Raw genomic sequence first — 24,457 nt, 5'->3', positions numbered from 1 at the left:
TCACCGGGTTGCTCACGCGAACGCGGCAGCGGCGAGCGAGGTGAAGAAGCCCAGGCCGTCGGTGCCGGCGCCGGTGAGCTCCTCGACCGCGTGCTCGGGGTGGGGCATCAGGCCGACGACGTTGCCGCGCTCGTTGGTGATGCCGGCGATGTCGCGCAGCGACCCGTTGGGGTTGTCGCCGAGGTAGCGCGCGACCACCTGGCCCTCCCCCTCGATCCGGTCGAGGGTCTCGGCGTCGGCGACGAACCCGCCCTCGCCGTTCTTGAGCACGATGGTCACCTCCTGGCCCTCGTCGTAGGACGACGTCCAGGCGGTCGAGGCGTTGTCGATGCGCAGCCGCTGGTCGCGGCAGACGAACCGGCGGGTGTCGTTGCGGATCAGCGCACCGGGCAGCAGGTGCGACTCGCAGAGGATCTGGAAGCCGTTGCAGATGCCGAGCACCGGCATCCCCTTGCCGGCGGCCTCGATGACCTCGGTCATCACCGGGGCGAACCGCGAGATCGCCCCGCAGCGCAGGTAGTCGCCGTAGGAGAAGCCACCGGGCAGCACGACCGCGTCGACGCCGCGGAGGTCGTGGTCGCCGTGCCAGAGGGCGACGGCCTCGTGCCCGCCGAGGCGGACGGCGCGCTGGGCGTCGACGTCGTCGAGCGAGCCCGGGAAGGTGACGACGCCGACCTTCACGCGCTCACCTCGGGCTGGACCGCGACGGCCTCGCCGACGTGGACGGTGAAGTTCTCGATCACCGGGTTGGACAGCAGCGTCCGCGCCATCTCGTGGACGCGGGCGAGCACCTCGTCGGTCACCTCGCCGGTGACCTCGAGCTCGAACCGCTTGCCCTGGCGGACGTCGGTGACGCCGTCGAACCCCAGCCGGGGCAGCGCGCCGAGCACCGCCTTCCCCTGGGGGTCGAGGATCTCGGGCTTGGGCATCACGTCCACGACGACCTTGGGCACGCGCCCATGCTATCGACCGTGCGGCACACTCCTGACATGAGCATGTCCACCCCCTCCGGACGACCGACGCGCGCGGGTCTCAACCCGATGCGCCTGGAGTTCCCGCAGTCGCTCGCCGTGTACGACGACTACGCCCAGGCCCAGAAGACCGTCGACTTCCTCTCCGACGAGCACTTCCCCGTCGAGAACTGCATGATCGTCGGCACCGACCTCAAGCGCATCGAGCGGATCACCGGCCGCCTCACCACCGGCCGGGTCGCCGCCGGCGCGGCGGCGTCGGGCGCCTGGTTCGGCCTGTTCATCGGCGTGATCTTCTCCCTCTTCACCGACGAGAACGCGCTCGTCACGATCGTCTCGACGATGCTCTTCGGCGTGCTGTTCTTCGTGATCTGGGCGCTGCTGGGCTACGCGATGACCCACGGCCAGCGCGACTTCCAGTCGGTCACCCAGGTCGTGGCCACCCGCTACGAGGTGCTCGTCGAGCACAAGGTCGCCGCCGAGGCCCGCGAGATCCTCACCCGCCTGCCGGGGGCGCTGCCGAACCCGTTCGCGTAGTCGGCACCCGGACCGTCGCGCACCCGAGCGCGGCGCCGCCCAGCACGCAGCCCAGCACGACCAGCACTGCCCCGGGGCCGAACGTGTACGCCGACAGCCGGCCCAGGAACACCACGAGCAGCACCCCGGCCGCCGTGCCGGTCAGCCACAGCAGCACCCGCACCGCCATCACGCCGCCGCCGCGCAGGGGCGCGATCCCCAGCAGGAGCAGGGCGATCGCGGGCAGCACGAGGACGGCGTACCCGGTCGCGGGCGGGACGTCGAGCACCCCCGAGCGCAGCAGCTCGGCCGCCTCGAGCGGGGTGGTCGCGGCCGTCACGCCGGCGCGGAACCACGGCAGCAGCATCGCCACCACCCACGCCACCGCGGCGGCGGCCCAGAGCGCGACCCCGACCAGCTCGCGGGTACGCCGGTCGGTCACCGCTCGCCGTCCAGCAGGGCATCGGCGCTCGCCTCGAGGCTGACGTACCAGCGTCCGTCGCGCTCGACCGCGACCAGGTACGGCTCGACCGGCACCCGGCGGTCGCGGCGCCAGCCCTCCGACAGCGGCATCGAGTACGACGCCCGCCCGAGGTCGGAGGCCGAGGGCAGCCGTGCTGGGTCGAGCGTGACGTCGAGGACGCCGTCGACCAGGTAGACCCGCGAGACGCCGCCCGCTCCCGGCTCGGTGCGCAGCTCGAGCCCGTCGAGGTCGAGGTCGAGCGCCGCGAGGGTGGCCACCGAGGTCAGGTCGGCGTCGCCGTCGACCTGGCTCTCGGCGGCGGCGAGCACCGCGGTCACCTCGGCCGGGGGCGGCTCACCCTGGCGCAGCAGCCGGCCGTCCAGCCGGTCGTACGCCGCCTGCGCCCGGTCGGCGTCGGCGCTCTCGTCCGGGTCGACCGCCGCGACGACGGCGACCGGGTCGACGTCGGCGATGCCCTGCAACAGCTGCGCGACCGCGGCCTCGGGTGAGTCGGCGCCGTGGCGGTCGGGCACCAGCAGCGGCACCAGCAGCGGCAGGGCCAGCAGGACCGCCGCCGCCCAGCAGCCACCGACCAGCAGCGTCCGCGGCCGGCCGCCCCACAGGGCCCCGTTGGGATTGGCGGGCCGCGCGCCCCGGGAGCGCGAGGACGGGACGGGCGCCGGGACGGCGTAGTCGACGTCGTCCTTGGTCATGCCGCCAGGCTACGAGCCGCCTACGAACCGCCGCCGCGCGAGCGCTGCACGACCACGATGCCCAGCGCCAGCCCGAGGCCGGCGACGATCGGCCCGATCGTCGCCCACGTGCTGCTGCCGGTCATGAAGCTGCCCTCGACGTAGCCGAGGCCCTGGAAGGTCCAGAGCGCGCCGACGGCGACGAGGAGCACCGCGAGCGTGAGGCCCGCTGTCCGTGCGACCACCGCGGCCGCCTAGGAGAGCTCGCGCTTGAGGATCTTGCCGGTCGCGGTCATCGGCAGCGCCTCGGCGAACTCCACGATGCGGGGGTACTTGTAGGCGGCCATCTCGTCCTTGCACCACGCGATCAGCTCGTCCTCGGTGAGCTCGGAGCCCTTCTCGCGGATCACCACGGCCTTGATCTCCTCGCCGTGGCTGTCGTGCGGGACGCCGATCACGGCGGCCAGCGAGACGTCGGGGTGGGTGAGCAGGTGCTCCTCGATCTCGCGCGGGTAGACGTTGAAACCGCCGCGGATGATCATGTCCTTGGACCGGTCGACGATGTAGTACCAGCCGTCGGAGTCGCGCCGCCCGAGGTCACCGGTGCGGAACCAGCCGTCCTTGATCGCCTCGGCGGTCGCGTCGGGCCGGCCGTGGTAGCCCTTCATCACGTTGTGGCCCTTGATCGCGATCTCGCCGATGGCCTGCTCCGGGTCGTCGCCCGGCCCGATCTCGTCCCAGCTGTCGGGCTGCAGCAGCGTCATCTCCACACCGGGGACCGGCGTACCGATCGAGCCGACGCGGACGCCGTCGCCGAGCCGGGAGAACGACGCCACCGGCGAGGTCTCGGACAGGCCGTAGCCCTCGAGGATCTGGACGCCGAAGCGCTGCTCGAAGTCCTTGTGCACCTCGACCGGCAGCGCGGAGCCGCCGGCCACCGCGACCCGGACCTCGGCGGCGACGGCCGCGACGTCGATGCCGGCGTCGTCGAGCGCGCCCAGCAGCCCCCAGTACATGGTCGGCACGCCGGCGAAGAAGGTGACGCCCTCGGCGGCCATGGCCTTGAGCGCGGCGTCGGCCTCGAAGCGCGGCAGCATCACCACGGTGCCGCCGTAGGCGAAGCCGCCGTTCTGGATCACGGTCTGGCCGAAGGAGTGGAACAGCGGCAGCACGCACAGCAGCGTGTCGGGACGCTCGATGTCGGCACCGAACAGGTCGCCGCCGAGCAGGGCGTTGTCGCGCATGTTGCGGTGCCGCAGCTCGGCGCCCTTGGGCTGCCCGGTGGTGCCCGAGGTGTAGAGGATGACGGCCGTGTCGTCCTCGTCGGTGGCGACCGTGTCGAACGTCGGCGCCTGGCCGGCCATCCCCTGGCCCAGCGTCTCGGTGCCCTCGATCGGGCTGGCGCCGGCCGGGTCGGCGGTGATGACGAAGAAGTGCTCGCACCCGTCGGTCTGCTCGAAGCCCGTGTGGCCCTCGGCACCGATCGGGAGCTCGGCGGTGCCCTGGAAGCAGAAGTAGGCCTTCGCCTCGGAGTCGGCGAGGTGGTAAGCGATCTCGCGGCCCTTGAGGAGGACGTTGAGCGGGACCACGGTCGCGCCGGCCTTGAGGATGCCGTAGTAGACCAGGCTGAAGTAGGGCAGGTTGGGACAGCTGAGCGCGACCTTGTCGCCCCGCTCGATGCCGCGCGAGGCCAGCAGCCCGGCGACCATGGACGCCGCCGCGTCCACCTCGGCATAGCTCAGCCGCCGGTCGCCGAAGACGATCGCGGTGCGGTCGGGGTGGGCGGCGGCGGTGTCCTCGAGCAGGCTGGCGAGGTTGTAGTCGGTCACGCGGTCAACCTACTCATCCGTAGGTGACGACGGCCACGCCCCGTTCGGGCGGGACAGGCGCCCCGGCCACCAGAACCGGCGACCGAGCAGGGTCACCAGCGCGGGCACGAGCACGCTGCGCACCACCAGGGTGTCGAGCAGCACGCCGAACCCCACGATGACGCCGATCTGCGCCAGCACGATCAGTGGGAGCACGCCGAGCACGGTGAAGACCGCGGCGAGCAGGATGCCCGCGCTGGTGATCACGCCGCCGGTCACGGCCAGGGCGACCGAGATGGCCTCGGGCGTCGTGGTGCCGGGCTGCTCGGCCTCCTCCTTGGCCCGGGTGGTGAGGAAGATGTTGTAGTCGACGCCCAGCGCCACCAGGAACAGGAACGACAGCAGCGGCACGCTGAGGTCGAGCGCCGGGAAGTCCAGGAACCGCGAGAACGCGAACCAGCTCGCGCCCAGGGCGGCGACGTACGTCGCGACCACGGTGAGCACCAGGACCACCGCCGCGACCACCGAGCGCAGCAGCACCAGCAGCACGAGCAGCACCACCACCAGGATCAGCGGGATGATCAGGCGCTGGTCGCGGTCGGCGGCGTCGGCGGCGTCGAGGGCCTCGGCGTCGGGTCCGCCGACGAGCACGTCGTCGCCCCCGGCGTCCGCGGCGGCCGACCGCACGGACTCGACCACCTCGAAGGCGTCCTCCGAGGCCGGCTCGGCCCGGACGACGACGTCGAGCACCGCCCGGCCGTCGCCCTCGCCGGCCGGCTCGACCGACTGGACGCCGTCGAGGTCGGACAGCGCGGTGCGCACCTGGTCGGCGCTCTCGGCCGGGAGCACGACGGTCGTGGGCTGCGAGGCGCCGGCCGGGAAGTGCTCCGCGAGCACCTGCTGCCCGGTGACCGACTCGGGCTCCTCCAAGAACTGCTCGGTCTCCGACAGGCCGACGCTCGCCCCGAGCACGGGGATCGCCAGGGCCGCGAGCACGATCGTGGTGGCCACGGTGACGACCACGGGTCGCGCGGTGACCCGGCGGGCCACCCCGGCCCAGAGGCCGGTGCGGGTCGGGTCGTCCTGCCCGACCCGCGGCACGAACGGCCAGAACAGCCCGCGGCCGCAGCAGGTCATCGCGGCGGGCAGGACCAGCAGCGCGTAGGCCACGGCGGTCGCGATGCCGATCGCCCCGCCGAAGCCGATGTTGCGGCTCGTCGGGTTGTCGGCCAGGCCCAGGCAGAGCAGCGCGAGCACGACGGTGCCCGAGCTCGCGAGGATCGCGGGAGCCGCGCGGTCGACGGCGTGCCGCATGGCGTCGTACCGGTCGTCGGTGCGGCGCAGCTCCTCGCGGTAGCGGGCGATGAGCAGCAGGGCGTAATTGGTGCCGGCGCCGAAGACGAGCACCGAGGTGATGCCCACCGAGGCGCCGTCGGTGCTGAACGGCAGGAGGCGCGAGGCGATCGCGACGAGCGCGGCGGCGACCTGGTCGCCGACGCCGACGACGGCGAGCGGGACCAGCCAGAGCCACGGGCTGCGGTAGGTGATCAGCAGCAGCAGGGCCACCACCGCCGCGGTGACGGCGAGGAGCCGGGTGTCGGCGCCGTCGAAGACCTTGCCCAGGTCGAACCCGAACGCCGGCCCGCCGGTCACCTGCGCGCGCAGCCCGTCGGGCAGGTCGGCGTCGGTGACCGCGGCCCGCAGGTCCTCGACCACGGCGTCGCGGTCGTCCTCGGACAGGTCGGCCCGGACCGGGACGCCGACGAAGGCGGCCTCGCCGTCCTCGGCGAACGCCGGGAAGGGCTGCTGGCCCTCGGGCGCCTGGTCGGCGAGGCGGCGTACCTGCTCCTCGACGGCGGCGCGGTCCTCCCCGGTCAGCCGCTCGCCGTCACGGTCGAGGACGACGAGCGCCAGGGAGAACTCCGCCGCGCCGATCTCGTCGACCGCGGCGGCGGCCAGCGCCGACTCCGCGTCGGTCGGCAGGTTGGCCGAGGAGTTGTCGATCTCGTCGGGCTCGATGCCCGAGCCGAGCAGCACCCCGGAGAACAGCACGGCCACCACCACGACCACCCAGCTGAGGCGTCGGCCGACGAGGTGCGGGAGAAACTTCCGTCCAGTGAATATTTCCACGATCGAAACAGTAGGCTGAACCCGTGCCGTCGAGCAAGCGCCCGCCCGAGAGACCCCTCGCCCAGACCCGGACCATCCGGGCGCTGCGCCGCGTCACCACCGAGAGCGACCTCTACGTCGGCGCCGCCGGCCGGGGCAACGAGATGCACCGCACCGACCTCAACGGCCTCGCGCTCGTCATGGACTGGGGCTTCGAGGGCTCCCCCGCGACGCCGGGCCGGCTCAGCACCGCGCTCGGCCTGAGCGCCCCGGCCACCTCGGCCCTGCTCGACCGCCTCGAGCGCGCCGGTCACGTCACCCGCGCGCCCCACCCCGACGACCGGCGCTCGGTCGTGGTCTCGGTGACCGAGCACGCGATGGAGGTGGGCGGCCAGATGTTCGGCACCCTCGGTGCCCACCTCGCCCCCGTCGTCGCCGCCCGCTCCGACGCCGAGCTCGCGGTGATCACGGCCTTCCTCGAGGACGTCGGCGAGGCCACCGCGGCCGCCCGGCGGGCGCTCCCCTCCGGTCCGTCGGGGGCGTGAGCGGGGGCGGCCCCCACCTCACCGGCCGGCGAGCACCTTGGCGGCACGCCGCAGGTCGGACCGGACGGCGCCGGGGGCGGTGCGGGCGAGCAGCGCCGCGACGGGTCGGGCCGGGCCGGTGCCGCCGACGTCCATCATCACGGCGACGTCGCAGCCGGTGCCGACGGGCGTGAAGGCGAGGGTCAGCGTGGCGTGGAAGCCACGCCAGGCGCCGCGCTCGGACCAGCGGTGCGGCCGGTCGGCGTCGGTGAGCTCCATCCGGGGCCGGACGCCGACGACGGTCACGTCGGTCCACGACTGGCCGACGACGCCGTCGACGCCGGTGACGGCGGCGACCGCCCTCAGGCTCGACTGCCACTCCGGCCGGTTGGCCGGGGCGACCAGGTAGTCGTAGGCCTCCTCGCAGGAGACCTCGAAGCGCACGGGTGCGGCCACGGCTACCACCGCTCCCCGGTCAGCAGCTCGTAGGCCTCGACGTACCGCGCGCGGGTGCGCTCGACGACCTCCGGCGGCAGCGGGGGCGGGGCGTCGCCGGAGGCGCGGTCCCAGCCGGACTCGGGCGAGAGCGCCCAGTTGCGCACGATCTGCTTGTCGTACGACGCCTGCGCGCGGCCCGGCGTCCAGTCGTCGGCGGGCCAGAAGCGCGACGAGTCGGGGGTGAGCACCTCGTCGCCGAGCACCACGGTCGCGTCGCCGGGACGGCGTCCCATCTCGAGCTTGGTGTCGGCCAGGATGATGCCGCGCTCGCGGGCGATGCCCTCGGCGCGGGCGTAGACGGCGAGGGTGAGCTCGCGCAGGGTGGCGGCCACGTCGGCGCCGACCTCGGCCTCCACGGCCGCGTAGGACACGTTCTCGTCGTGGTCGCCGAGCTCGGCCTTGGTGGCGGGGGTGAACACCGGCTCGGGCAGCCGGCTGCCGTCGACCAGCCCCGGGGGCAGCGCGATCCCGCACACCTCGCCGGTGGCGGCGTAGTCGAGCAGGCCCGAACCGGTGAGGTAGCCGCGGGCCACGCACTCGACCGGGAACATGTCCAGACGTTCGCAGACCACCGCGCGCCCGGCCACACCCTCCGGCACGTCGGTCGAGACCACGTGGCTCGGCACCAGGTCGGCCAGCTGGTCGAACCACCACAGCGACATCCGGGTGAGGATCTCGCCCTTGTCGGGGATCGTCGAGGCCAGCACGAAGTCGAAGATCGAGATCCGGTCGCTGGCCACCATGAGGAGGTGCCCGTCGGGCAGCTCGTAGAGGTCGCGGACCTTGCCCGAGTGGAGGTGCCGCGCACCCTCGATGACCGGCGCGTCCGGGATGTTGAGCACGAGGCGATCCTAGGGGTGAAATGTCCGGACTCGGATTGATTGGTAACTAACGTGATCTAGTCTTGTTTCATGCGTCGTCATCCGAGGCCCGACTTCCTCATCGTCGGAGCACCCAAGGCCGGCACCACCGCGCTGCACTCGGCGCTGACGCAGCACCCCGACGCGTTCCTGACCCAGCCCAAGGAGCCGAAGTTCTGGCTCTGCGACGACGCCCCGCCGCCGCACTGGCGCGGCCCCGGCGACCGGCACTCCCAGCAGGAGTGGGTCTGGCGCGCGGACGACTACGCCGCCCTGTTCGCCGGCGCCCGACCCGACCAGGTGCGCGGCGAGAGCACACCGTTCTACCTCTGGAGCCGCGGCGCCCACCGCCGGATCGGCGAGGCCCTGCCCGACGTCCGGCTGATCGCGGTGGTCCGCGACCCGGTCGACCGCGCCTACAGCAACTGGATGCACCTGTGGTCCGACGGCCTCGAGCCGGTCGGCGACTTCCGCCGCGCCTTCGACCTGCAGGACGAGCGCGTCGCCCGCGGCTACGCCCCGTTCTGGCGCTACCGCGATCTCGGCCTGTACGGCGAGCAGCTCGAGCACCTCTTCCAGCACGTCCCGCGCGAGCAGGTGCTGGTGCTGCGCTACCGCGACCTCGTCGACGAGCCGGCTGCGGCCGTCGACCGCGCCTGCCGCTTCCTCGGCATCCGCGAGGGCCTGGTCGGCTCGATCCCCCGCGACAACGCGCGGTCCTACGCCGAGCCCGGCTGGCGCACCCGCACCCTCGGCCCGGTCGTGCGCACCGGCGCCGCGCTGGCGCAGTTCGTGCCACCCCGGCTCTGGCGCCGGGCGAGCGTCCCGCTGCTGGCGCGCCTCGCCGGCGCCGACACCCACCGGCCGCTCCTCGACCCGACCGAGCGCGCCGAGCTGATCCAGGAGTTCGCCGCCGACATCCACCTGCTCTCCCGCCTGACCGGCGAGGACTTCCGCGACTGGCTCTCCCCCGTCAGCCGCGGCTCCTTCGACCAGCGCGTCTCCCGCTGACCCGTCGTACATGTGCGACGGGTCACCGCGGATTTCTCGGTGACCCGTCGCCACGATGCGACGGGTCACCGCAGATTTCCCGCTGACCCGTCGCCACGATGCGACGGGTCACCTTCGGTCAGCGGACGACGGTGACCAGGTCGTGGGCGCCGTCGGGGCGGGCGGCCTCGACGTAGAAGCGGGTGCGGCCGTCGGGCAGCGGGACGGCGGCGGCGTAGCGCCAGGCGCCGTCGGAGTCGGGTGAGGAGATCGGGCCGACGGTGTCGTCGGCGACGAGGCGCTCGCCGTCCCAGACCGCGAGGCCGGTGGTCTCGTACCAGTTGGACTCGGCGTCGGCGCGGCCGTCGTAGAGCACCCGCAGCGGCGCGCCCTCCGGGCCGGGCAGGACGGCGGAGACGCGCGCGCCCCGCTGGTCCCAGGCGCCGGGACGGCCGGCCAGCACCTCGCCACGGTCGGTCCACACCAGGCCGTCGGGGCTGGTGAGGTGGCGGGTGGTCATCCGGTCCTCGTGGCCCGGCTCGGTGAGCGGGTGGCAGCACAGCCACATGTCCCAGCCCTCGAGGCGTGTGGGGTCGTGGGTGATGACGGGGTCCTTGACCGCGACGCCCGACGGCCCGGGGTCACCGGGCAGCACCACCTGGCGCACGCCGTCGGAGAGGTCGGCGGGTGTGGCCGCGGTGAGGCTGTCGACCCACCAGTGCTTGGAGGCGTACGTCGCGCACGAGAGGTAGAGCCGCCAGCCCACGCCCGGCACGGGCAGCAGGACCGGGCGCTCGAACGACTCGCACCCGAACGCGTCGCGGTGCACCTCGGCGACCTGCTCGAAGCGCAGGCCGTCGTCGGAGCGCGCGACCACGACCGTGACGCCGCGGCCCTCCGACAGCGGCCGGCGGGTGCGCCAGGTCAGCCAGAACGTCCCGTCGACCAGCACCGCGCTCGCGGCACCCGACCAGTTGCCCGGCCCGGGCCCCGGTGCCGGGACGACGACCTCGGCGTCGTCGGGGGTCGGCAGGGCCAGCGAGTCGGTCGTGAGCACACGCCGATCTTAGTCGACAAAACCGATCGAGAAACCAATCGCCGCTCCGGCACCCCGGTCGCGCACCAGGCCGTCCCCGGGTGGCAGGCTGTCGACATGCCGGAGTCAGCGGAAGAGGTCCACGCCCGCGCCGTCGAGAGCGCCGGGGAGGCCGGGCACCTGCCGGCCCCCGAGATCGCCACCTGGGACGTCTTCCCGTGGCAGGTCCACGACGGCGCCGTCGTGCCCAAGCCCCTGCGCCCGCCCGCCGACGAGCCACCGCGGTGGGGCGAGTCCGCGGACAAGCCGTGCGCGGCCTGCACCGAGGGCTTCGCCCCCGACCGCGTCGTGTGGGAGGACGAGACCTGGGTCCTCACCCACACCGGCGCCCCGTCGGGCCTGCCGCTGGTGCTCCTCCTGCACACCCGCGAGCACCTCGACATGGGCGAGCTCGACGACGACCGGGCCTCCGAGCTCGGCCGGATCACCAACCGGCTGGTGCGGATCATCGAGCACCTCCCCCACATCGGCCGCGTCCACGTCGACCGGTGGGGCGACGGCAGCAGCCACTTCCACCTGTGGTTCTTCGCGCGCACCGCCCGGCTGCCGCAGGTCCTGGGCTCCTACGCCGTGGAGTGGGACGCCGTCCTGCCCGCGGGCCCGGAGGACGTCTGGCGCGCCGACCTGCACACGGTGGCGACCAAGCTGGCCAACTGGGGCGGCGACGCCCGCGTCTGACCGCGCACCAGCGCCCGAACAGGGTGTCCAGAAAGTTCTGGAAAATCCTCGACGTCTTGTCCAATCCGGACCCGACCGCACCGCGAATCCCCTCCGAGTCGGACGCAACCGGCGTCCGTGACGAGAGGACACCCCCATGCACAAGCGCACCACCGCTCGCCTCGCCGCCACCCTCGCCTCGGCGGTCGCCGTCGCCGGCCTCGGCGTCGCGGGTCCCGCGCCGTCGGCCCAGGCCGCGCAGGGCACCAAGCCGCTCGTGAAGGTGCTCGGCGCCGACGGGACGGCGTTCGATGGCAACAAGCACGACTTCGACATCGTCGAGGCCGCCGTGCTCGCCGTCCTCGCCGAGAAGCCCGGCAGCCCGCTCGGCCTGATCACGAAGGGCAAGCAGCGGCTGACGGTGTTCCTGCCGACCGACGGCGCGTTCCGCCGGCTCGTCACGGACCTCACCGGCCGGAGCCCCCAGCGCGAGAAGGCCGTGTTCAAGCGGGTCGCGGCGCTCACGGGCGACATCGACACCCTCGAGACCGTGCTGCTCTACCACGTGGTCGCCGGCAAGACGCTGACCTCGCCCAAGGTCGTCGCCGCGGCCGAGGCGCGCGCCTCGGTCGCGACCGCCGCCGGCGCCTCGTTCGGCGTCCGGCCCGATCGCGACACCGTCCGCCTGGCCGACCTCGACCGCGACGACCTCGACCCGCGGGCGATCGTGCCGCTGCTCGACATCAACCGCGGCAACAAGCAGGTCGCGCACGGCATCAACCGGGTGCTGCGCCCGATCGACCTGTGAGCTGACCCCACGCAGGCTCACCGGAGCGTGCGCCGCGGACCACCGGCCGGTGGTCCGCGGCGTACGTCGTGAGGCCGGTCGTCAGCGCCGCCAGGGCGGCGGCTCGCCCTGCAGCCACCACTGCAGCCGACGGGTGACCCAGGGCAGGGCGACGTAGGTCATCACCGGCGTCATCACCAGCACGATCGCCAGCACCCGCAGCGGGAGGACCACCTCGGCGAGGTACTCCCGGGCCAGCCAGTTGACCGCCAGGCTGAGCGGGAAGAACACCAGGAAGATCACCGAGGCCTGCTTCCACCGCGGCGGCGCCGCGGGCCGCGGCGCCTCGGACTCCAGCACCCTCGACTGCGGCACGTCGAACCAGCCCTCGATGCCGGTACGCCGCTCGACGCGCGCCTCGACCACGCCGAGCCCGGACGCCGCCGAGCGCCACCACTGGCGCTGCGGGGAGTGCTCCCACTGCTCCAGCGACTGCTGGTCGGCGAACCGGTAGAGCATGTGCCACTCCTCCGAGTCGGCCTCGGTGCGCACCCAGCCCGCACCGAGGAACCCCGGGAACTTCTCGGCCAGGGAGATGCCGGCGTTGAGCCAGCTCATCATCTCGGGCTCGTGACCCACGGGCAGGACCCGCGTGATCGCGACGGTGACGGGAGCGGTCATGGCTCCATGGTGGCGGCTGGCCGCGCCGCGCCCGGCGTCCGCGACGGTGTTAGTCGGGTCTCACGGCGTGCCGCCGGGCGGCTACAGGATCGCGCCGGGCGTGTACGCCGCCGCGTCGGGGTGGCGCGCGGCGACCTCGGCCACCCGGCGCACGACGGCCTGGGTCTGGGTGACCGCGGCTCCGGTGAAGGTGATCGGCTCGGCGACGAGGGTGGCGAGCTGGTCGGCGGTCAGGCCGAGCCGCTCGTCTGCGGCGAGCTTGGCGAACACGTCGTTGGTGGCCTGGCCCTGGCGCATCGCGAGCGCCGTGCCGACCGCCGCCTCCTTGATCGCCTCGTGGGCGGTCTCGCGGCCGACGCCGTTGCGCACCGCGGCCATCAGCACCTTGGTGGTGGCCAGGAACGGCAGGTAGCGGTCGAGCTCGCGCTGGACGACGGCCGGGAAGGCGCCGAACTCGTCGAGCACGGTGAGGAACGTCTGGAACAGCCCGTCGGCGGCGAAGAACGCGTCGGGCAGGGCGACCCGGCGGACGACGGAGTCGGAGACGTCCCCCTCGTTCCACTGGTCGCCGGCGAGCTCGCCGACCATCGCCAGGTGGCCGCGGAGCACGACGGACAGGCCGTTGACCCGCTCGGCGGAGCGGCTGTTCATCTTGTGCGGCATCGCCGACGAGCCGACCTGGCCCTCCTTGAAGCCCTCGGTGACCAGCTCGTTGCCGGCCATCAGCCGGATCGTGGTGGCCAGGTTGGAGGGACCGGCGACGAGCTGGACCAGCGCCGAGACCACGTCGAGGTCGAGCGAGCGCGGGTAGACCTGGCCGACGCTGGTGAGCACGCGCTCGAAGCCGAGGTGGGCGGCCACCCGCTGCTCGAGGTCGGCCAGCCGGGCGGCGTCGCCGTCGAAGAGGTCGAGCATGTCCTGGGCGGTGCCCATCGGGCCCTTGATGCCGCGCAGGGGGTAGCGGGCCAGCAGGTCCTCGACCCGCTCGACGCCGATCAGCATCTCGTCGGCGACCGTCGCGAACCGCTTGCCGAGCGTGGTGGCCTGGGCGGCGACGTTGTGGGAGCGGCCGGCCATCACGGTCGTCTCGTGCTCGGTGGCCAGGCGCGCGAGCCGCGCCAGGGCGGCCACGGCCCGGTCGCGGAGCAGCGCCAGCGACTGGCGCACCTGCAGCTGCTCGACGTTCTCGGTCAGGTCGCGCGAGGTCATGCCCTTGTGGACGTGCTCGTGGCCGGCGAGCGCGTTGAACTCCTCGATCCGGGCCTTGACGTCGTGGCGGGTGACCCGCTCGCGCGCCGCGATGCTGCCGAGGTCGACGTGCGCGACGGCGTCCTCGTAGGCCTCGACGACCCCGTCGGGCACCTCGACGCCCAGGTCGCGCTGGGCGCGCAGCACCGCGATCCACAGCCGCCGCTCGAGCACGATCTTGTGCTCGGGCGACCAGATCTCGGCGAGGTCGGCGCCGGCGTACCGGGTGGCGAGGACGTTGGGCACGGTCACGGCGCCCATCCTCTCAGGGCTCAGACGCCGGCTGCGATGTCGGTGCGGTGCTGGGCGCCGGGGAAGGAGACGCGGGCGACGCCGTCGTACGCCGTGGCACGGGCGGCCGCCACCGAGTCGCCGACGGCCACGACGGCGAGCACCCGGCCGCCGGCGGTCACCAGCGCACCCTCGGGCGAGCGCGCGGTGCCGGCCTGGACCACGTGCACCCCCGGGACGGCCTCGGCCGCGGCGATCCCGGTGATCGGGTCGCCGGCCGACGACGTGGCCGGGTAGCCGGCCGAGGCCATCACCACGCCCACGGCCGCGCCCGGCCGCCAGGTGGGGGGCGGTACGTCGGCGAGGGTGCCGGTGGCCGCGCCGAGCAGCAACGGCAGCAGGGGCGCGTCGAGCAGGGCCAGCAGCGGCTGGGTCTCGGGGTCGCCGAACCGGGCGTTGAACTCCACGACCCGCACGCCCTGGGAGGTGAGCGCGAGGCCGGCGTAGAGCAGGCCGGTGAAGGGGGTGCCGCGGCGGGCCATCTCCTCGACAGTCGGCTGCAGCACGTCGCGCAGCACCTCCTCGACGAGCCCGTCCGGCGCCCACGGCAGCGGCGTGTAGGCGCCCATGCCGCCGGTGTTGGGGCCGGCGTCGCCGTCGCCGATCCGCTTGAAGTCCTGCGCGGGCAGCAGCGGGTAGACCGTGCAGCCGTCGGCCTCGCGGTAGCCGCAGAGCGCGAACAGCGAGACCTCGGGCCCGTCGAGGAACTCCTCGACCACCACCCGCTCGCAGCCCGCCGCGTGCGCGAGCGCCTCCTCGCGCGACCCGGTGACCACGACGCCCTTGCCGGCGGCCAGGCCGTCGTCCTTGACGACGTACGGCGACCCGAGCTCGTCGAGCGCGGCGGCCACCTCGGCCTCCGTCAGGCACACCCGGGCGGCGGCGGTCGGCACGCCGGCGGCGGCCATCACCTCCTTGGCGAAGGCCTTGGACCCCTCGAGCCGGGCCGCGGCACCGCTCGGGCCGAAGACCGGGATGCCCCGCACGGTGAGGGCGTCGGCGACGCCGGCGACCAGCGGCGCCTCGGGTCCGACGACCACCAGGTCGGCGTCGAGGTGCTCGGCCAGCGCCGCGACCGCCTCGCCGTCGAGCGGGTCGACGTCGTGCAGGGTGGCCACCTCGGCGATGCCGGGGTTGCCCGGCGCCGCGTGCACCTCGGTGACGCCCGGGTCGAGGGAGAGCGCGCGGGCCAGGGCGTGCTCGCGGCCGCCGGTGCCGATGACGAGGGTCTTCACGGGCCGGAAGCCTAGTCAGAACCGCCGCCGGCCCCGCATCATGACGGGCGCCGCGCGGCACCGACGACGCCCCGACGACGCGCCGACGACGCGCCGGAGGTGGCCGCCCGCTCGGTCACCGGGCCCGACCGGGCAAGGTAGTGCCCGATCCGCACCGCCTGCTCTCACCCCTCGCCCGCGATTCGACGGCGACCCACCCGGGAAGGACGCTCCCATGCCGACCCAGCCCCGCGTCGGCGACCACTTCGGTCGCTACCGCATCGACGACGAGATCGGTCGCGGAGGCATGGGCGTGGTCCTCGGGGCCACCGACACCGCGCTCAGCCGCCGGGTGGCGCTCAAGGTCGTCTCCTCCTCGCTCGGCGACGACGACGAGTTCCGGATCCGCTTCGAGCGCGAGGCCGCGGTGCTGGCCCGGCTCGACTCCCCGCACGTGATCGCGATCTTCGACTACGGCACCCACGACGGGTGCCCCTACATCGCCACCCAGTACGTCGGCGGCGGCGACCTCGGGACCTACCTCCACCGGCACGGGCCGATGACCGTGGCCGGCGCGCTGCGGGTCTGCGCCCAGACCGCCGACGCGCTGCACGACGCCCACCGGGCCGGGGTCGTGCACCGCGACGTCAAGCCGACCAACGTGCTGCTGCGCGACGACACCGGCTCCGACGAGGTGCCGCACGTCTACCTGTGCGACTTCGGCATCGCCCGCGTCGCCTCCGACGGGCTGACCACGCCGGGTGCGGTCGCCGGCACCTGGAGCTACCTGGCCCCCGAGTGCGGCCGGGGCGCGCCCGCGACCCCCTCCTCCGACGTGTACGCCGTCGGCTGCCTGCTGTGGGCCGCGCTCACCGGCCTGCCGCCCTACCGCGGCACCGACGTCCAGATCGCCGTCGCCCACCAGAACGCCGTGGTGCGCCAGCTGCCCGGCGACTCCCCCGCCGTCCGGGCGGTCAACGAGGTCCTGCGTCGCGCGATGGCCAAGGAGCCCCGCGACCGCTACGCCGACGCCGACGCCGACCAGCTGCGCACGGCGCTGCTGGCGGCCGCGACGCTGCCCGGCGCCGACGCCGTGCTGCCGCCGGTGCCGGCCGGTGAGCCCGGCACGGTGCCGCTGCTGGGGAGCTCCCCGACCCCCACCGGGCCGCCGCCCCCGAGCCCGCCGCCGCCCCCGTCGTACCGCCCCCCGACGCCGACGCCCACCCCGACACCGGCCGCGCCACCGCCGCGCCGCCGACGTGGTCGCGCGGCGCTGGTGGCCGTCGCCGCGGTGCTCGCCCTGGCCGTCGCGGTGGTCGTGGGCGTGGTGGTGCTGGGCGACGGCGGCGCGGAGCCCGACGACCCGACGACCAGCGCGGCGACCAGCGGCGACCCCAGCGGCGACCCCAGCGGGACCGCCCCCGTGACGCCCGAGGGGGGCTTCACCGGCGACCTCGACGGTGACGGGAGGGGCGACGTCAGCGTCGACTACGACGCCGCCGACCCCGAGGCCACCGTCTCGACGACGTGGTCCTCCGACGGCACCGGCGCGTTCGTCGACCCGCGCACCGACGACCTCGCGGCGTTCGGCTCGGGCAACGGCACGTGGCGGCTGCGCGGCGACCTCGACGACGACGACACCGCCGACGTGCTGACCTTCAGCCAGCCCGGCCGCAAGGGCCCGGTCACCGTCACCGGCACCCTCTCCGAGGGTGGCGCCGTCGACACCGACCTGCCGGGCGGGTCGCGGCCCCGCGACACCTACGACGCCCTGGGCGACGTCACCGGCGACGGCGTCGACGACCTGCTGAGCATCGAGGTGGTCGACGAGGGCGACGGGAGCGCCGTGCTGTCGAGCTGGGCGTTCGACGGTTCCGCGTTCGCAGCCCCCGAGGAGCGGCTCGAGCTCCCGGTCGCCTCCACCTACTTCCGCCCCGGCGACGTCGACGGTGACGAGGTCGTCGACCTGGTCACGCTCGTCTTCGCACCGGAGGCCGACGCCGACTTCCGCTACCCCGCGACGCTCGACGTGCGCCTGGGCGACGGCAGCGGCGGCTTCGCCGAGCCGGTGAGCACCTCCGCGACCTTCGAGTCCGGCGACGTCATCCTGCGCACGGCCGACGTCGACGGTGACGGCGGCGAGGAGGTGGTCGTGGCCGACCAGGACACCGGCTTCCTCGCGCTGAGCACCTTCAGCCTCGACGACGGCGGCACGATCACCCCGTCGCCCAACGTCGGCAACATCCGCTACGACAACCTCGACCCGCTCGGCCCCGACCTCGCCGTCAGCGACGTCGACGGCGACGGCCTCGACGACCTGGTCTCGATCGGGATCATCCGCCCCCAGCGCACGGGCCGGATCCAGGTCGCACGGTCCAACGGCACTACCTTCACCACCAGCCGCTGGCTCGCGTGGGACCAACAGTTCGCCGAGCAGGACGGCGACGGACGCTTCGAGATCCTGGAGGACGCACGATGGTGAACCCCGGCAGCCCCCCACCCGGGCCCGGCTCGACGTTCGGTCCCTACCGCATCGACTCCGTGATCGGGGTCGGCGGGATGGGCGTGGTCTACATGGCCACCGACCAGCGCCTAGCCCGCCCCGTGGCCCTCAAGGTGGTGATCGGCCACCTCGCGCAGTCGCCCGAGTTCGTCGAGCGGTTCCAGCGCGAGGCCGCGGCCCTGGCCCGCCTCCAGTCGCCGCACGTCGTCCAGATCTTCGACCACGGGGTCGAGGGCGGCATCCCCTTCATCGCCACGCAGTACGCCGCCGGCGGCGACCTCGGCAGGCTGCTCGCCCAGCGCGGGCCGATGCCGCCGGCCCTGGCCGCCGAGCTGTGCGCCCAGGTGGCCGATGCGCTGCGCGACGCCCACCGCGTGGGCGTCGTCCACCGCGACGTCAAGCCCGCCAACGTGCTGCTGCGCGACGACCGGCTCGACCGCGTGCACGTCCTGCTGTGCGACTTCGGCGTCGCCCAGACCGATGCCAGCCCGCTGACCCAGCCCGGGTCGGTGCCCGGCACCTGGAGCTACCTGGCCCCGGAGCGGATCGCCGGCGAGCCGGGCTCGGCCCTCAGCGACGTCTACGCCGTCGGGTGCCTGCTGTGGGAGGCCATCACCGGCCGCCCGCCCTACGAGGGGTCCGACGTCGAGGTGGCGGTGGCGCACCAGCAGGCGCCGCTGCCGCAGCTGGCCGGCACCGACGACTTCACCCAGCACGCCAACCGGATCCTGGCCGGCACCCTCGCCAAGGAGCCGGCCCAGCGCTACCAGTCGGCCTCGGTGCTGCGCGACGACCTGCGCTCGCTCGCCGGCATCCCCTCGCACCCGCCGCGCCCGGCCGCCGGGCCCGTGCCGCCGGCGGTGCCGGTGCCGGCCAGCGGGATGACCCCGACGCAGCCCGACCCCGTGCACGCCGACGTCACCCGCGCCGGTGGACCTCCCCCGCCGCCCCCGCCGTCGTACGCCGCGCCGTCGCCCGCGGGTCCGACGGGCGGTGACGACCGCCGCCGTCGCAACCGGCTCGTGATCGCCGCGGTCGCCGCGGTCGCCGTGCTGGCCATGATCATCGGCGGGGTCGCCGCCGTCGTCAGCGGCGACGACGACCCCGAGATCGTCGACCCGGGCCCGACCGACCCGACCTCGCAGTCCTCCGACCCCACCGAGTCGGACCCGACCGAGTCGGACCCCACCGAGTCGGGACCGCCCGAGCCCGACACCTCCGGCGCGGTCACCGGCGACGTCGACGGGGACGGCTACGGCGACGTCGCGATGCTGACCCTGCAGGGCATGAGCGTGCTGCGCTCCGACGGCTCGTCGCTGGCGGCTCCCGAGCTCCGCAAGCAGCCCCAGACGCTCGTCGGTGTCAGCGGCGACGTCGACAACGACGGCACGCTCGACGTCGTCCGGATCCAGAACGACCCGCCCCGGATGGCGGCCTCGATGTCGGTGCCCGGCGCGCCGTCGTCGCCGATCCGGACCCCGGAGAGCCCGCTGGTCAGCGGCTCGCTCGACGTGTCGGTCTCGCTCGGCGACGTCGACGGCGGCGGCGACCTCGACCTCGTGCTGATGACGCGGACCAGCGAGACCGAGGTCCAGGTCGACGTCGCCCTCGGCGACGGCACCGGCGCCTTCGCCGCCACCACCACCTGGTTCGCCGGGCCGCTGCCCGAGGGCGGCCTCGTGGTCGCCGACGCCGACGGCGACGGCCTCGACGACGCCGTCCACGTCAGCCGCACCTCCGACGAGCCGGGCCCCCAGGCGACGCTGCTGCAGTCCGACGGCAGCGCCTTCGCCGTGACCGGCGACCCGACGACCGTCGACGACGGCGGGTTCGCCGTCAAGAACGTGCTGGCGGCCGACGTCGACGGCGACGGTGCCCAGGAGCTCGTCGGGATCACCGGGTACGGACCCAAGATCAACGTCTGGTCGTGGAACGGCACGACGTTCGACCAGGACCCGTGGTTCGACGAGTCCGACACGCTCGACTCGCCGACGATCTCGGGCATCTCGGTCAGCGACCTCAACGGCGACGGGTACGACGACCTCTACATCGTCGCCGTCGTCGACGTCCCCGACGGCCTCGGGGAGAAGATCGGCGGGGCCTACCTCAGCGACGGCACCGCCTTCAGCTCCGACCCGACGTGGACCGGCGAGCTCGGGGTCGAGAAGCTGAAGTACTCGTCGTACTCGCTGCTCTCGCGCACGAGGTCCAGCACCTTCCTCTGAGCGACGGCTCAGAGCAGCTCGTGCCGCACGATCGTCGCGGCGCGGGAGGGGCCGACGCCGACCACCGAGATCCGGGCTCCCGACATCGCCTCGACGGCCTCGACGTAGGCCCGCGCGTTGGCCGGCAGCTCCTCGAAGGTGCGGCACTCGGAGATGTCCTCCCACCAGCCGGGGAGGTACTCGTAGATCGGCACCGCGTGGTGGAAGTCGCTCTGGTTGACCGGCATCTCGTCGTGGCGCACGCCGCCGACGTCGTAGGCCACGCAGACCGGCACCTGCTCGAGCCCGGTCAGCACGTCGAGCTTGGTGAGCACGAAGTCGGTGACGCCGTTGACCCGGGCGGCGTAGCGGGCGATGACGGCGTCGTACCAGCCGCAGCGGCGCGGGCGGCCGGTGGTCGTGCCGTACTCGGCACCGATCTTGCGCAGGTGCTCGCCGGCGTCGTCGAACAGCTCGGTCGGGAACGGGCCCTCACCGACACGGGTCGTGTAGGCCTTGACGATCGCGATCACCTGGTCGAGGCGCATCGGCGGGATGCCGGAGCCGGTGCAGGCGCCGGCGGCGGTGCACGACGACGAGGTGACGAACGGGTAGGTGCCGTGGTCGACGTCGAGCAGGGTCGCCTGGCCGGCCTCGAGCAGCACCGTGTCGCCGGCGTCGAGCGCCTGGTTGAGGAACAGGCCGGTGTCGCAGACCATCGGGGCCAGCCGCTCGGCGTAGGCCAGCAGCTCCTCGACGATCTCGTCGATCTCGGGCGCGCGGCGGTTGTAGATCTTGGTGAGCACCTGGCCCTTGAGGTCGAGGGCGCCCTCGACCTTCTTGCGCAGGATGCTCTCGTCGAAGAGGTCCTGGACGCGGATGCCGATGCGGTTCATCTTGTCGGCGTACGTCGGGCCGATGCCGCGCCCGGTCGTGCCGAGGCGGCGCGAGCCGAGGAACCGCTCGGTCACCTTGTCGACGGCCTTGTTGTAGCTCGGGATGACGTGGGCGTTGGCGCTGACCTTGAGCTTGCTGACGTCGACGCCGCGGGCGGTGAGGGCGTCGAGCTCCTCGAACAGCACCTCGACGTCGACGACGACGCCGTTGCCGATGACCGGCGTGCAGTTGGGGCTGAGGATGCCGGAGGGCAGCAGGTGCAGGGCGTACTTCTCGTCCCCGATCACCACCGTGTGGCCGGCGTTGTTGCCGCCGTTGAACTTGACCACGTGGTCGACGCGGCTGCCGAGCAGGTCGGTGGCCTTGCCCTTGCCCTCGTCGCCCCACTGGGCGCCAATGATCGCGATGGCCGGCATCAAGCACTCCGCTTCGGTTCGGGGTCGGACGACGCAAAAGCCCCGGGGCACAAGTGCACCCGGGGCCTCTTGCGGCGCCACGCTACCAAGGAACGGCGCTCACGGCGGCGTCAGCCTCGCTTGACGAACTTCTTGCTCCGGTCCTCGGCGGGGCGCGTGAAGCTGTTGCCGGCGTAGACCGCGCGGAACTCGTGCTGGCCGCGGTCGAGACGGCCGAGGCGCAGCGAGGCGGTGCCGTTGCGCTTGACCTCGGCGAGGCCGATCCGCTTCGCGCCGTCGAAGAACCGCACGACGCCGCCCACCCGGCCGGTCGACTCGACCGAGACGCTGGCCCTGGCGCCGCGCGTGGAGGTGTTCAGCTTCTGGGGGGTCACGGTGAGGTCGACGACCGAGACGGCCCTGACCACGCGGATGGCGACCAGGCCCTCGGTGGTGTCGGTGCCGTCGGAGACGGTGTAGTCGAACGTGAGGACGCCCGTGACGTCGTCCGGGGTCGGGAAGGTCAGCACGTTGCCGTCGACGGAGCCCCGCTCGGCGTCGTAGGTGAGCTCGTCGCCGTCGGCGTCGGTGCCGGCCAGCTCGATCGAGACCGGGACACCGGCCGGGGTGACCGCGGTGGCGTCGGGCGCCTGCGGGGCGCGGTTGGCGCCGGAGAAGGTGAGCTCTTCCAGGCCGACGGTGATCTTGCCGATCACGCCGTTGCCGAGGACACCGGAGCCGAGCGACCAGCCCGCGCGGACGATGGTGGCCTGCGGGAAGGCGGTGCGCCACTGGGCCAGGACGCCGTGGTTGTCGGTGCCCGATCCGCCGGTGTGGGAGGGGGCGGCGTCCTTGACGAACTGCTGCGAGCCGTTGGTCAGCCACCAGTCGTTGCCGTAGATGGGCTCGCCGACGAGGATGCCGTCCTCGGTGCCGTCGCCGTTGAAGTCGACACCGAGCTGGGTGCCGGGCCGGGCGGCCGACCCGGTCCACTCCAGCCGGGGCTCGCCGGACTCGGCCAGCGGCACGTCGGTGGCGAAGTAGCCGGCGGCCTTGTCGGTCGACGTGGTGCCCTCGGTGTAGACGTGCACACCGCCCTCCTCGCGGAAGTCGTTGTGCCCGGTCGCGCGGGTCTCGGAGGTGTCGACGTCGTTGGCGTAGAGGACCGTGGGGGTCGGCTGGGGGGACTTCTCGAAGGTGTAGGCGGTCTCGCCGACGGTGATCTGCGAGATGACGCCGTCGCCCTTGACACCCGACCCGAGCGACCAGCCGCCGTAGACGGCCCGGGCGCTCGTGAAGGCGGCCGACCACTGGTCGAGGGTGCCGTGCCACGTCGAGCCGTAGCCGCCGCCGGTGGCCGGCGCGGCGTCCTTGACGAACTGCGCCGAGCTGTTGGACAGCCACCACCGGTCGCCGTACAGGTTGCTGCCGTCGGCGTAGGTCGGCTCGCCGACCAGGATGCCGTCCACGACGCCGTCGTCGTTGAAGTCGGTGACGAGCTGCATGCCGGGGCGCACGGTGTTGGTCGTGCCCGGGGTCGCCGTCCACGTCATCGTCGGCTCGACGGCGGCGGCCTCGGTGAGCGCCTGGTCGGCGTCGAAGTAGCCGGCGGCCTTGTCGGTGCCGGTGGCGCCCTCGGTCCAGACGCGGACGCCGTCGTCGACGAAGTCGTTGTGACCGGTGGCGCGCGTGTCGCCGAAGGTCATGGTGTGCGAGAGCACGGTCTCGTCGGACGCCGCGGCGCCGGCGGACGGCGAGTTGACGAGCGCGAGCCCGGAGGCGGCGACCAGACCGGCGCCGAGACCGGCGACGGTGCGGCTGCCGCGGAGCAAGGGGTGATGACGCATGTGTTTTCCTCCCAGAACGGCCCCCCACGAGGCCGTGACGTGTGGCCGACGTTCCGGCCTGCTGCTCGACCCTTGAGCAACGCTGTGACGCTAGGCACAACCGGCATTCCTGACCGGACGGCCAGGGTTATGCCCCTTGATTTGGGGAGGCGGCATGGCCCGTTCGGGCCATGCCGGCACTGGGGTGGGTGCGACCGACCGACGGGTGGCGTCAGGAGTTCCACGGCGACGCGCGAGGGCGGTCACCTCCCGGCGGCCGCGTACCACCACAATGGCGGCCATGACGGAGCCCCTCCTGGTGATCACCAACAGCGGAGCCGGCACGTCCGACGAGGCCAACCTCGAGCGCGCGCTGGCCGTCCTGCGTCCCCACGTCTCGGTGGAGGTCGAGGCGACGTCCGAGCCGGGCGAGCTCGACGGCGTGCTGCACCGGGCCGGGTCGCGGACCATCGTCGTGGCCGGCGGCGACGGCTCCCTGCACGCCGTGGTGGCGGCCCTGCACCGCCGCAACGACCTCGGCAAGAACGTCCTCGGCCTGCTGCCGCTCGGCACCGGCAACGACTTCGCCCGCGGCATCGGCCTCCCGCTCGACGTCGAGGACGCCGCCCACGTGCTGCTCTCCGGGACCGTCCGGCCGCTCGACCTCATCGTCGACGAGGTCGGGGAGATCGTGGTCAACAGCGTCCACGTCGGGGCCGGGGCGGCCGCGAGCCGCCGGGGGCACCGGTGGAAGCACCGGCTCGCGGCGTTCGGTGTCGGCGGCCTCAACCTCGGCCGGATCGGCTACCCGATCGGCGCCCTGATCACCGCCTGGCGGCCACCGGTGCTGCGGCTGCGGGTCGAGGTCGACGGCGAGGTGGTCACCGACTTCGACACCGAGGTGCTGATGGTGGCGCTGGGCAACGGGTCCTCGGTCGGCGGTGGCACCGAGCTCACGCCCGACGCCGACCCCGAGGACGGCCGCATCGACGTGCTGATCTCCCGCGCCACCAGTCCGCTGGCGCGACTGGCGTACGGCGCCCGCCTCGGGCTCGGCAGCCACCACGAACGCGACGACGTCGACACCCGGCGCGGCACCCGGGTCTCGGTCAGCGGCGAGGCGTTCTGGATCAGCGCCGACGGCGAGATCGACGGGCCCGAGCGCCACCGCTCGTGGACGCTGCTGCCGGCGGCGTACTCGATGGTGCTCCCGTGACCGCGCTCGAT

At 73.7% G+C, this 24,457-nt stretch carries 23 protein-coding genes; 8 read left to right on the top strand and 15 right to left on the bottom strand.

The features are described 5' to 3' along the window. Window positions 1-12 precede the first annotated feature (12 nt). Both purQ and purS read right to left on the bottom strand, forming a co-directional pair. Window positions 13-681: a phosphoribosylformylglycinamidine synthase subunit PurQ gene (gene purQ, locus AC4MBH_RS01650; RefSeq protein WP_491792587.1), complete on the bottom strand. Its 669-nt coding sequence runs from the start codon at window positions 679-681 to the stop codon at window positions 13-15. After that, complete coding sequence (gene purS / locus AC4MBH_RS01645; RefSeq protein ID WP_491792586.1) at window positions 678-953, bottom strand: phosphoribosylformylglycinamidine synthase subunit PurS; 276 nt, start codon at window positions 951-953, stop codon at window positions 678-680. Before purS ends, purQ begins: the two co-directional genes overlap by 4 nt. A gap of 36 nt (window positions 954-989) precedes the next feature. Here purS and AC4MBH_RS01640 point away from each other — a divergent pair, with 36 nt between their 5' ends. Next, on the top strand, window positions 990-1,508 hold the full coding sequence (locus AC4MBH_RS01640; RefSeq protein ID WP_491792585.1) for a YflT domain-containing protein: 519 nt from the start codon (window positions 990-992) through the stop codon (window positions 1,506-1,508). Here AC4MBH_RS01640 and AC4MBH_RS01635 read toward each other — a convergent pair. From AC4MBH_RS01635 to AC4MBH_RS01615, 5 genes are read right to left on the bottom strand one after another with little or no spacing between them, the layout of a single operon-like run. Continuing rightward, on the bottom strand, window positions 1,468-1,929 hold the full coding sequence (locus AC4MBH_RS01635; RefSeq protein WP_491792584.1) for a hypothetical protein: 462 nt from the start codon (window positions 1,927-1,929) through the stop codon (window positions 1,468-1,470). The genes AC4MBH_RS01640 and AC4MBH_RS01635 overlap by 41 nt on opposite strands. Beyond that, window positions 1,926-2,663, bottom strand: a complete 738-nt coding sequence (locus AC4MBH_RS01630; RefSeq protein ID WP_491792583.1) for a hypothetical protein — start codon at window positions 2,661-2,663, stop codon at window positions 1,926-1,928. The genes AC4MBH_RS01635 and AC4MBH_RS01630 overlap by 4 nt, the downstream gene beginning before the upstream one ends. A 20-nt stretch (window positions 2,664-2,683) precedes the next feature. Further along, window positions 2,684-2,887 carry a hypothetical protein gene (locus AC4MBH_RS01625; protein ID WP_491792582.1) on the bottom strand — a complete coding sequence of 68 codons (204 nt, stop codon included), beginning with the start codon at window positions 2,885-2,887 and terminating at the stop codon, window positions 2,684-2,686. Between the two features lie 9 nt (window positions 2,888-2,896). Beyond that, window positions 2,897-4,471, bottom strand: a complete 1,575-nt coding sequence (locus AC4MBH_RS01620; protein ID WP_491792581.1) for a long-chain-fatty-acid--CoA ligase — start codon at window positions 4,469-4,471, stop codon at window positions 2,897-2,899. A gap of 9 nt (window positions 4,472-4,480) precedes the next feature. Continuing rightward, window positions 4,481-6,580, bottom strand: a complete 2,100-nt coding sequence (locus tag AC4MBH_RS01615; RefSeq protein WP_491792580.1) for an MMPL family transporter — start codon at window positions 6,578-6,580, stop codon at window positions 4,481-4,483. A 23-nt stretch (window positions 6,581-6,603) separates the two neighbouring features. Between AC4MBH_RS01615 and AC4MBH_RS01610 the strand changes: the two genes are divergently transcribed. Beyond that, on the top strand, window positions 6,604-7,104 hold the full coding sequence (locus tag AC4MBH_RS01610; protein ID WP_491792579.1) for a MarR family winged helix-turn-helix transcriptional regulator: 501 nt from the start codon (window positions 6,604-6,606) through the stop codon (window positions 7,102-7,104). 18 nt (window positions 7,105-7,122) lie between these two features. On the opposite strand, the gene AC4MBH_RS01605 is transcribed toward AC4MBH_RS01610, so the two are convergent. Beyond that, a complete protein-coding gene (locus tag AC4MBH_RS01605) occupies window positions 7,123-7,539 on the bottom strand; it encodes an SRPBCC family protein (RefSeq protein ID WP_491792578.1) in 417 nt (138 codons plus the stop codon). 2 nt (window positions 7,540-7,541) lie between these two features. Then, window positions 7,542-8,414, bottom strand: a complete 873-nt coding sequence (locus AC4MBH_RS01600; RefSeq protein WP_491793055.1) for a phosphoribosylaminoimidazolesuccinocarboxamide synthase — start codon at window positions 8,412-8,414, stop codon at window positions 7,542-7,544. A 78-nt stretch (window positions 8,415-8,492) separates the two neighbouring features. On the opposite strand from AC4MBH_RS01600, the gene AC4MBH_RS01595 reads away from it, so the two are divergent. Then, complete coding sequence (locus AC4MBH_RS01595) at window positions 8,493-9,452, top strand: sulfotransferase family protein (RefSeq protein ID WP_491792577.1); 960 nt, start codon at window positions 8,493-8,495, stop codon at window positions 9,450-9,452. 118 nt (window positions 9,453-9,570) lie between these two features. Here the strand turns inward: AC4MBH_RS01595 and AC4MBH_RS01590 are convergent, their stop codons facing one another. Further along, window positions 9,571-10,488 (bottom strand): hypothetical protein, encoded by a 918-nt coding sequence (locus tag AC4MBH_RS01590; RefSeq protein ID WP_491792576.1) that lies wholly within the window; start codon window positions 10,486-10,488, stop codon window positions 9,571-9,573. Between the two features lie 96 nt (window positions 10,489-10,584). Between AC4MBH_RS01590 and AC4MBH_RS01585 the strand changes: the two genes are divergently transcribed. Further along, complete coding sequence (locus AC4MBH_RS01585; RefSeq protein WP_491792575.1) at window positions 10,585-11,205, top strand: hypothetical protein; 621 nt, start codon at window positions 10,585-10,587, stop codon at window positions 11,203-11,205. Window positions 11,206-11,341: 136 nt separating this feature from the next. Continuing rightward, the gene (locus AC4MBH_RS01580; protein WP_491792574.1) at window positions 11,342-11,992 is read left to right on the top strand and encodes a fasciclin domain-containing protein; all 651 of its coding nucleotides are present in this window, start codon (window positions 11,342-11,344) and stop codon (window positions 11,990-11,992) included. Window positions 11,993-12,073: 81 nt separating this feature from the next. On the opposite strand, the gene AC4MBH_RS01575 is transcribed toward AC4MBH_RS01580, so the two are convergent. The 3 genes from AC4MBH_RS01575 to purD all read right to left on the bottom strand — a co-directional run bounded on the left by AC4MBH_RS01575 (window position 12,074) and on the right by purD (window position 15,426). Further along, a complete protein-coding gene (locus tag AC4MBH_RS01575; protein ID WP_491792573.1) occupies window positions 12,074-12,652 on the bottom strand; it encodes an antibiotic biosynthesis monooxygenase in 579 nt (192 codons plus the stop codon). An 81-nt stretch (window positions 12,653-12,733) separates the two neighbouring features. Next, window positions 12,734-14,161 (bottom strand): adenylosuccinate lyase, encoded by a 1,428-nt coding sequence (gene purB, locus AC4MBH_RS01570; RefSeq protein ID WP_491792572.1) that lies wholly within the window; start codon window positions 14,159-14,161, stop codon window positions 12,734-12,736. A gap of 11 nt (window positions 14,162-14,172) precedes the next feature. Further along, on the bottom strand, window positions 14,173-15,426 hold the full coding sequence (gene purD, locus AC4MBH_RS01565) for a phosphoribosylamine--glycine ligase (RefSeq protein WP_491792571.1): 1,254 nt from the start codon (window positions 15,424-15,426) through the stop codon (window positions 14,173-14,175). 214 nt (window positions 15,427-15,640) lie between these two features. Between purD and AC4MBH_RS01560 the strand changes: the two genes are divergently transcribed. Continuing rightward, a complete protein-coding gene (locus tag AC4MBH_RS01560) occupies window positions 15,641-17,887 on the top strand; it encodes a serine/threonine-protein kinase (RefSeq protein WP_491792570.1) in 2,247 nt (748 codons plus the stop codon). After that, window positions 17,884-20,133: a protein kinase domain-containing protein gene (locus AC4MBH_RS01555; protein WP_491792569.1), complete on the top strand. Its 2,250-nt coding sequence runs from the start codon at window positions 17,884-17,886 to the stop codon at window positions 20,131-20,133. The genes AC4MBH_RS01560 and AC4MBH_RS01555 overlap by 4 nt, the downstream gene beginning before the upstream one ends. Before the next feature lie 8 nt (window positions 20,134-20,141). Here the strand turns inward: AC4MBH_RS01555 and AC4MBH_RS01550 are convergent, their stop codons facing one another. After that, window positions 20,142-21,425 (bottom strand): adenylosuccinate synthase, encoded by a 1,284-nt coding sequence (locus tag AC4MBH_RS01550; RefSeq protein ID WP_491792568.1) that lies wholly within the window; start codon window positions 21,423-21,425, stop codon window positions 20,142-20,144. A gap of 110 nt (window positions 21,426-21,535) precedes the next feature. Continuing rightward, window positions 21,536-23,251, bottom strand: a complete 1,716-nt coding sequence (locus AC4MBH_RS01545; protein ID WP_491792567.1) for an Ig-like domain repeat protein — start codon at window positions 23,249-23,251, stop codon at window positions 21,536-21,538. A gap of 280 nt (window positions 23,252-23,531) precedes the next feature. Between AC4MBH_RS01545 and AC4MBH_RS01540 the strand changes: the two genes are divergently transcribed. After that, window positions 23,532-24,446 carry a diacylglycerol/lipid kinase family protein gene (locus AC4MBH_RS01540; RefSeq protein ID WP_491792566.1) on the top strand — a complete coding sequence of 305 codons (915 nt, stop codon included), beginning with the start codon at window positions 23,532-23,534 and terminating at the stop codon, window positions 24,444-24,446. Window positions 24,447-24,457: the final 11 nt, after the last annotated feature.

This window comes from Nocardioides sp. WJ219 (genome assembly GCF_058559815.1).
The sequence above is the reverse complement of the archived record's forward strand: the minus strand, read 5'-3'. Positions and strand labels throughout refer to the sequence as shown.

Bases quoted from the DNA above. Each gene is read 5' to 3' on its own strand.
- AC4MBH_RS01640 (WP_491792585.1), top strand. From the start codon at position 990: ATGAGCATGTCCACCCCCTCCGGACGACCGACGCGCGCGGGTCTCAAC.
- AC4MBH_RS01630 (WP_491792583.1), bottom strand. From the start codon at position 2,663: ATGACCAAGGACGACGTCGACTACGCCGTCCCGGCGCCCGTCCCGTCC.
- AC4MBH_RS01595 (WP_491792577.1), top strand. From the start codon at position 8,493: ATGCGTCGTCATCCGAGGCCCGACTTCCTCATCGTCGGAGCACCCAAG.
- AC4MBH_RS01585 (WP_491792575.1), top strand. From the start codon at position 10,585: ATGCCGGAGTCAGCGGAAGAGGTCCACGCCCGCGCCGTCGAGAGCGCC.
- AC4MBH_RS01580 (WP_491792574.1), top strand. From the start codon at position 11,342: ATGCACAAGCGCACCACCGCTCGCCTCGCCGCCACCCTCGCCTCGGCG.
- AC4MBH_RS01575 (WP_491792573.1), bottom strand. From the start codon at position 12,652: ATGACCGCTCCCGTCACCGTCGCGATCACGCGGGTCCTGCCCGTGGGT.
- purB (WP_491792572.1), bottom strand. From the start codon at position 14,161: ATGGGCGCCGTGACCGTGCCCAACGTCCTCGCCACCCGGTACGCCGGC.
- AC4MBH_RS01560 (WP_491792570.1), top strand. From the start codon at position 15,641: ATGCCGACCCAGCCCCGCGTCGGCGACCACTTCGGTCGCTACCGCATC.
- AC4MBH_RS01550 (WP_491792568.1), bottom strand. From the start codon at position 21,425: ATGCCGGCCATCGCGATCATTGGCGCCCAGTGGGGCGACGAGGGCAAG.
- AC4MBH_RS01545 (WP_491792567.1), bottom strand. From the start codon at position 23,251: ATGCGTCATCACCCCTTGCTCCGCGGCAGCCGCACCGTCGCCGGTCTC.
- AC4MBH_RS01540 (WP_491792566.1), top strand. From the start codon at position 23,532: ATGACGGAGCCCCTCCTGGTGATCACCAACAGCGGAGCCGGCACGTCC.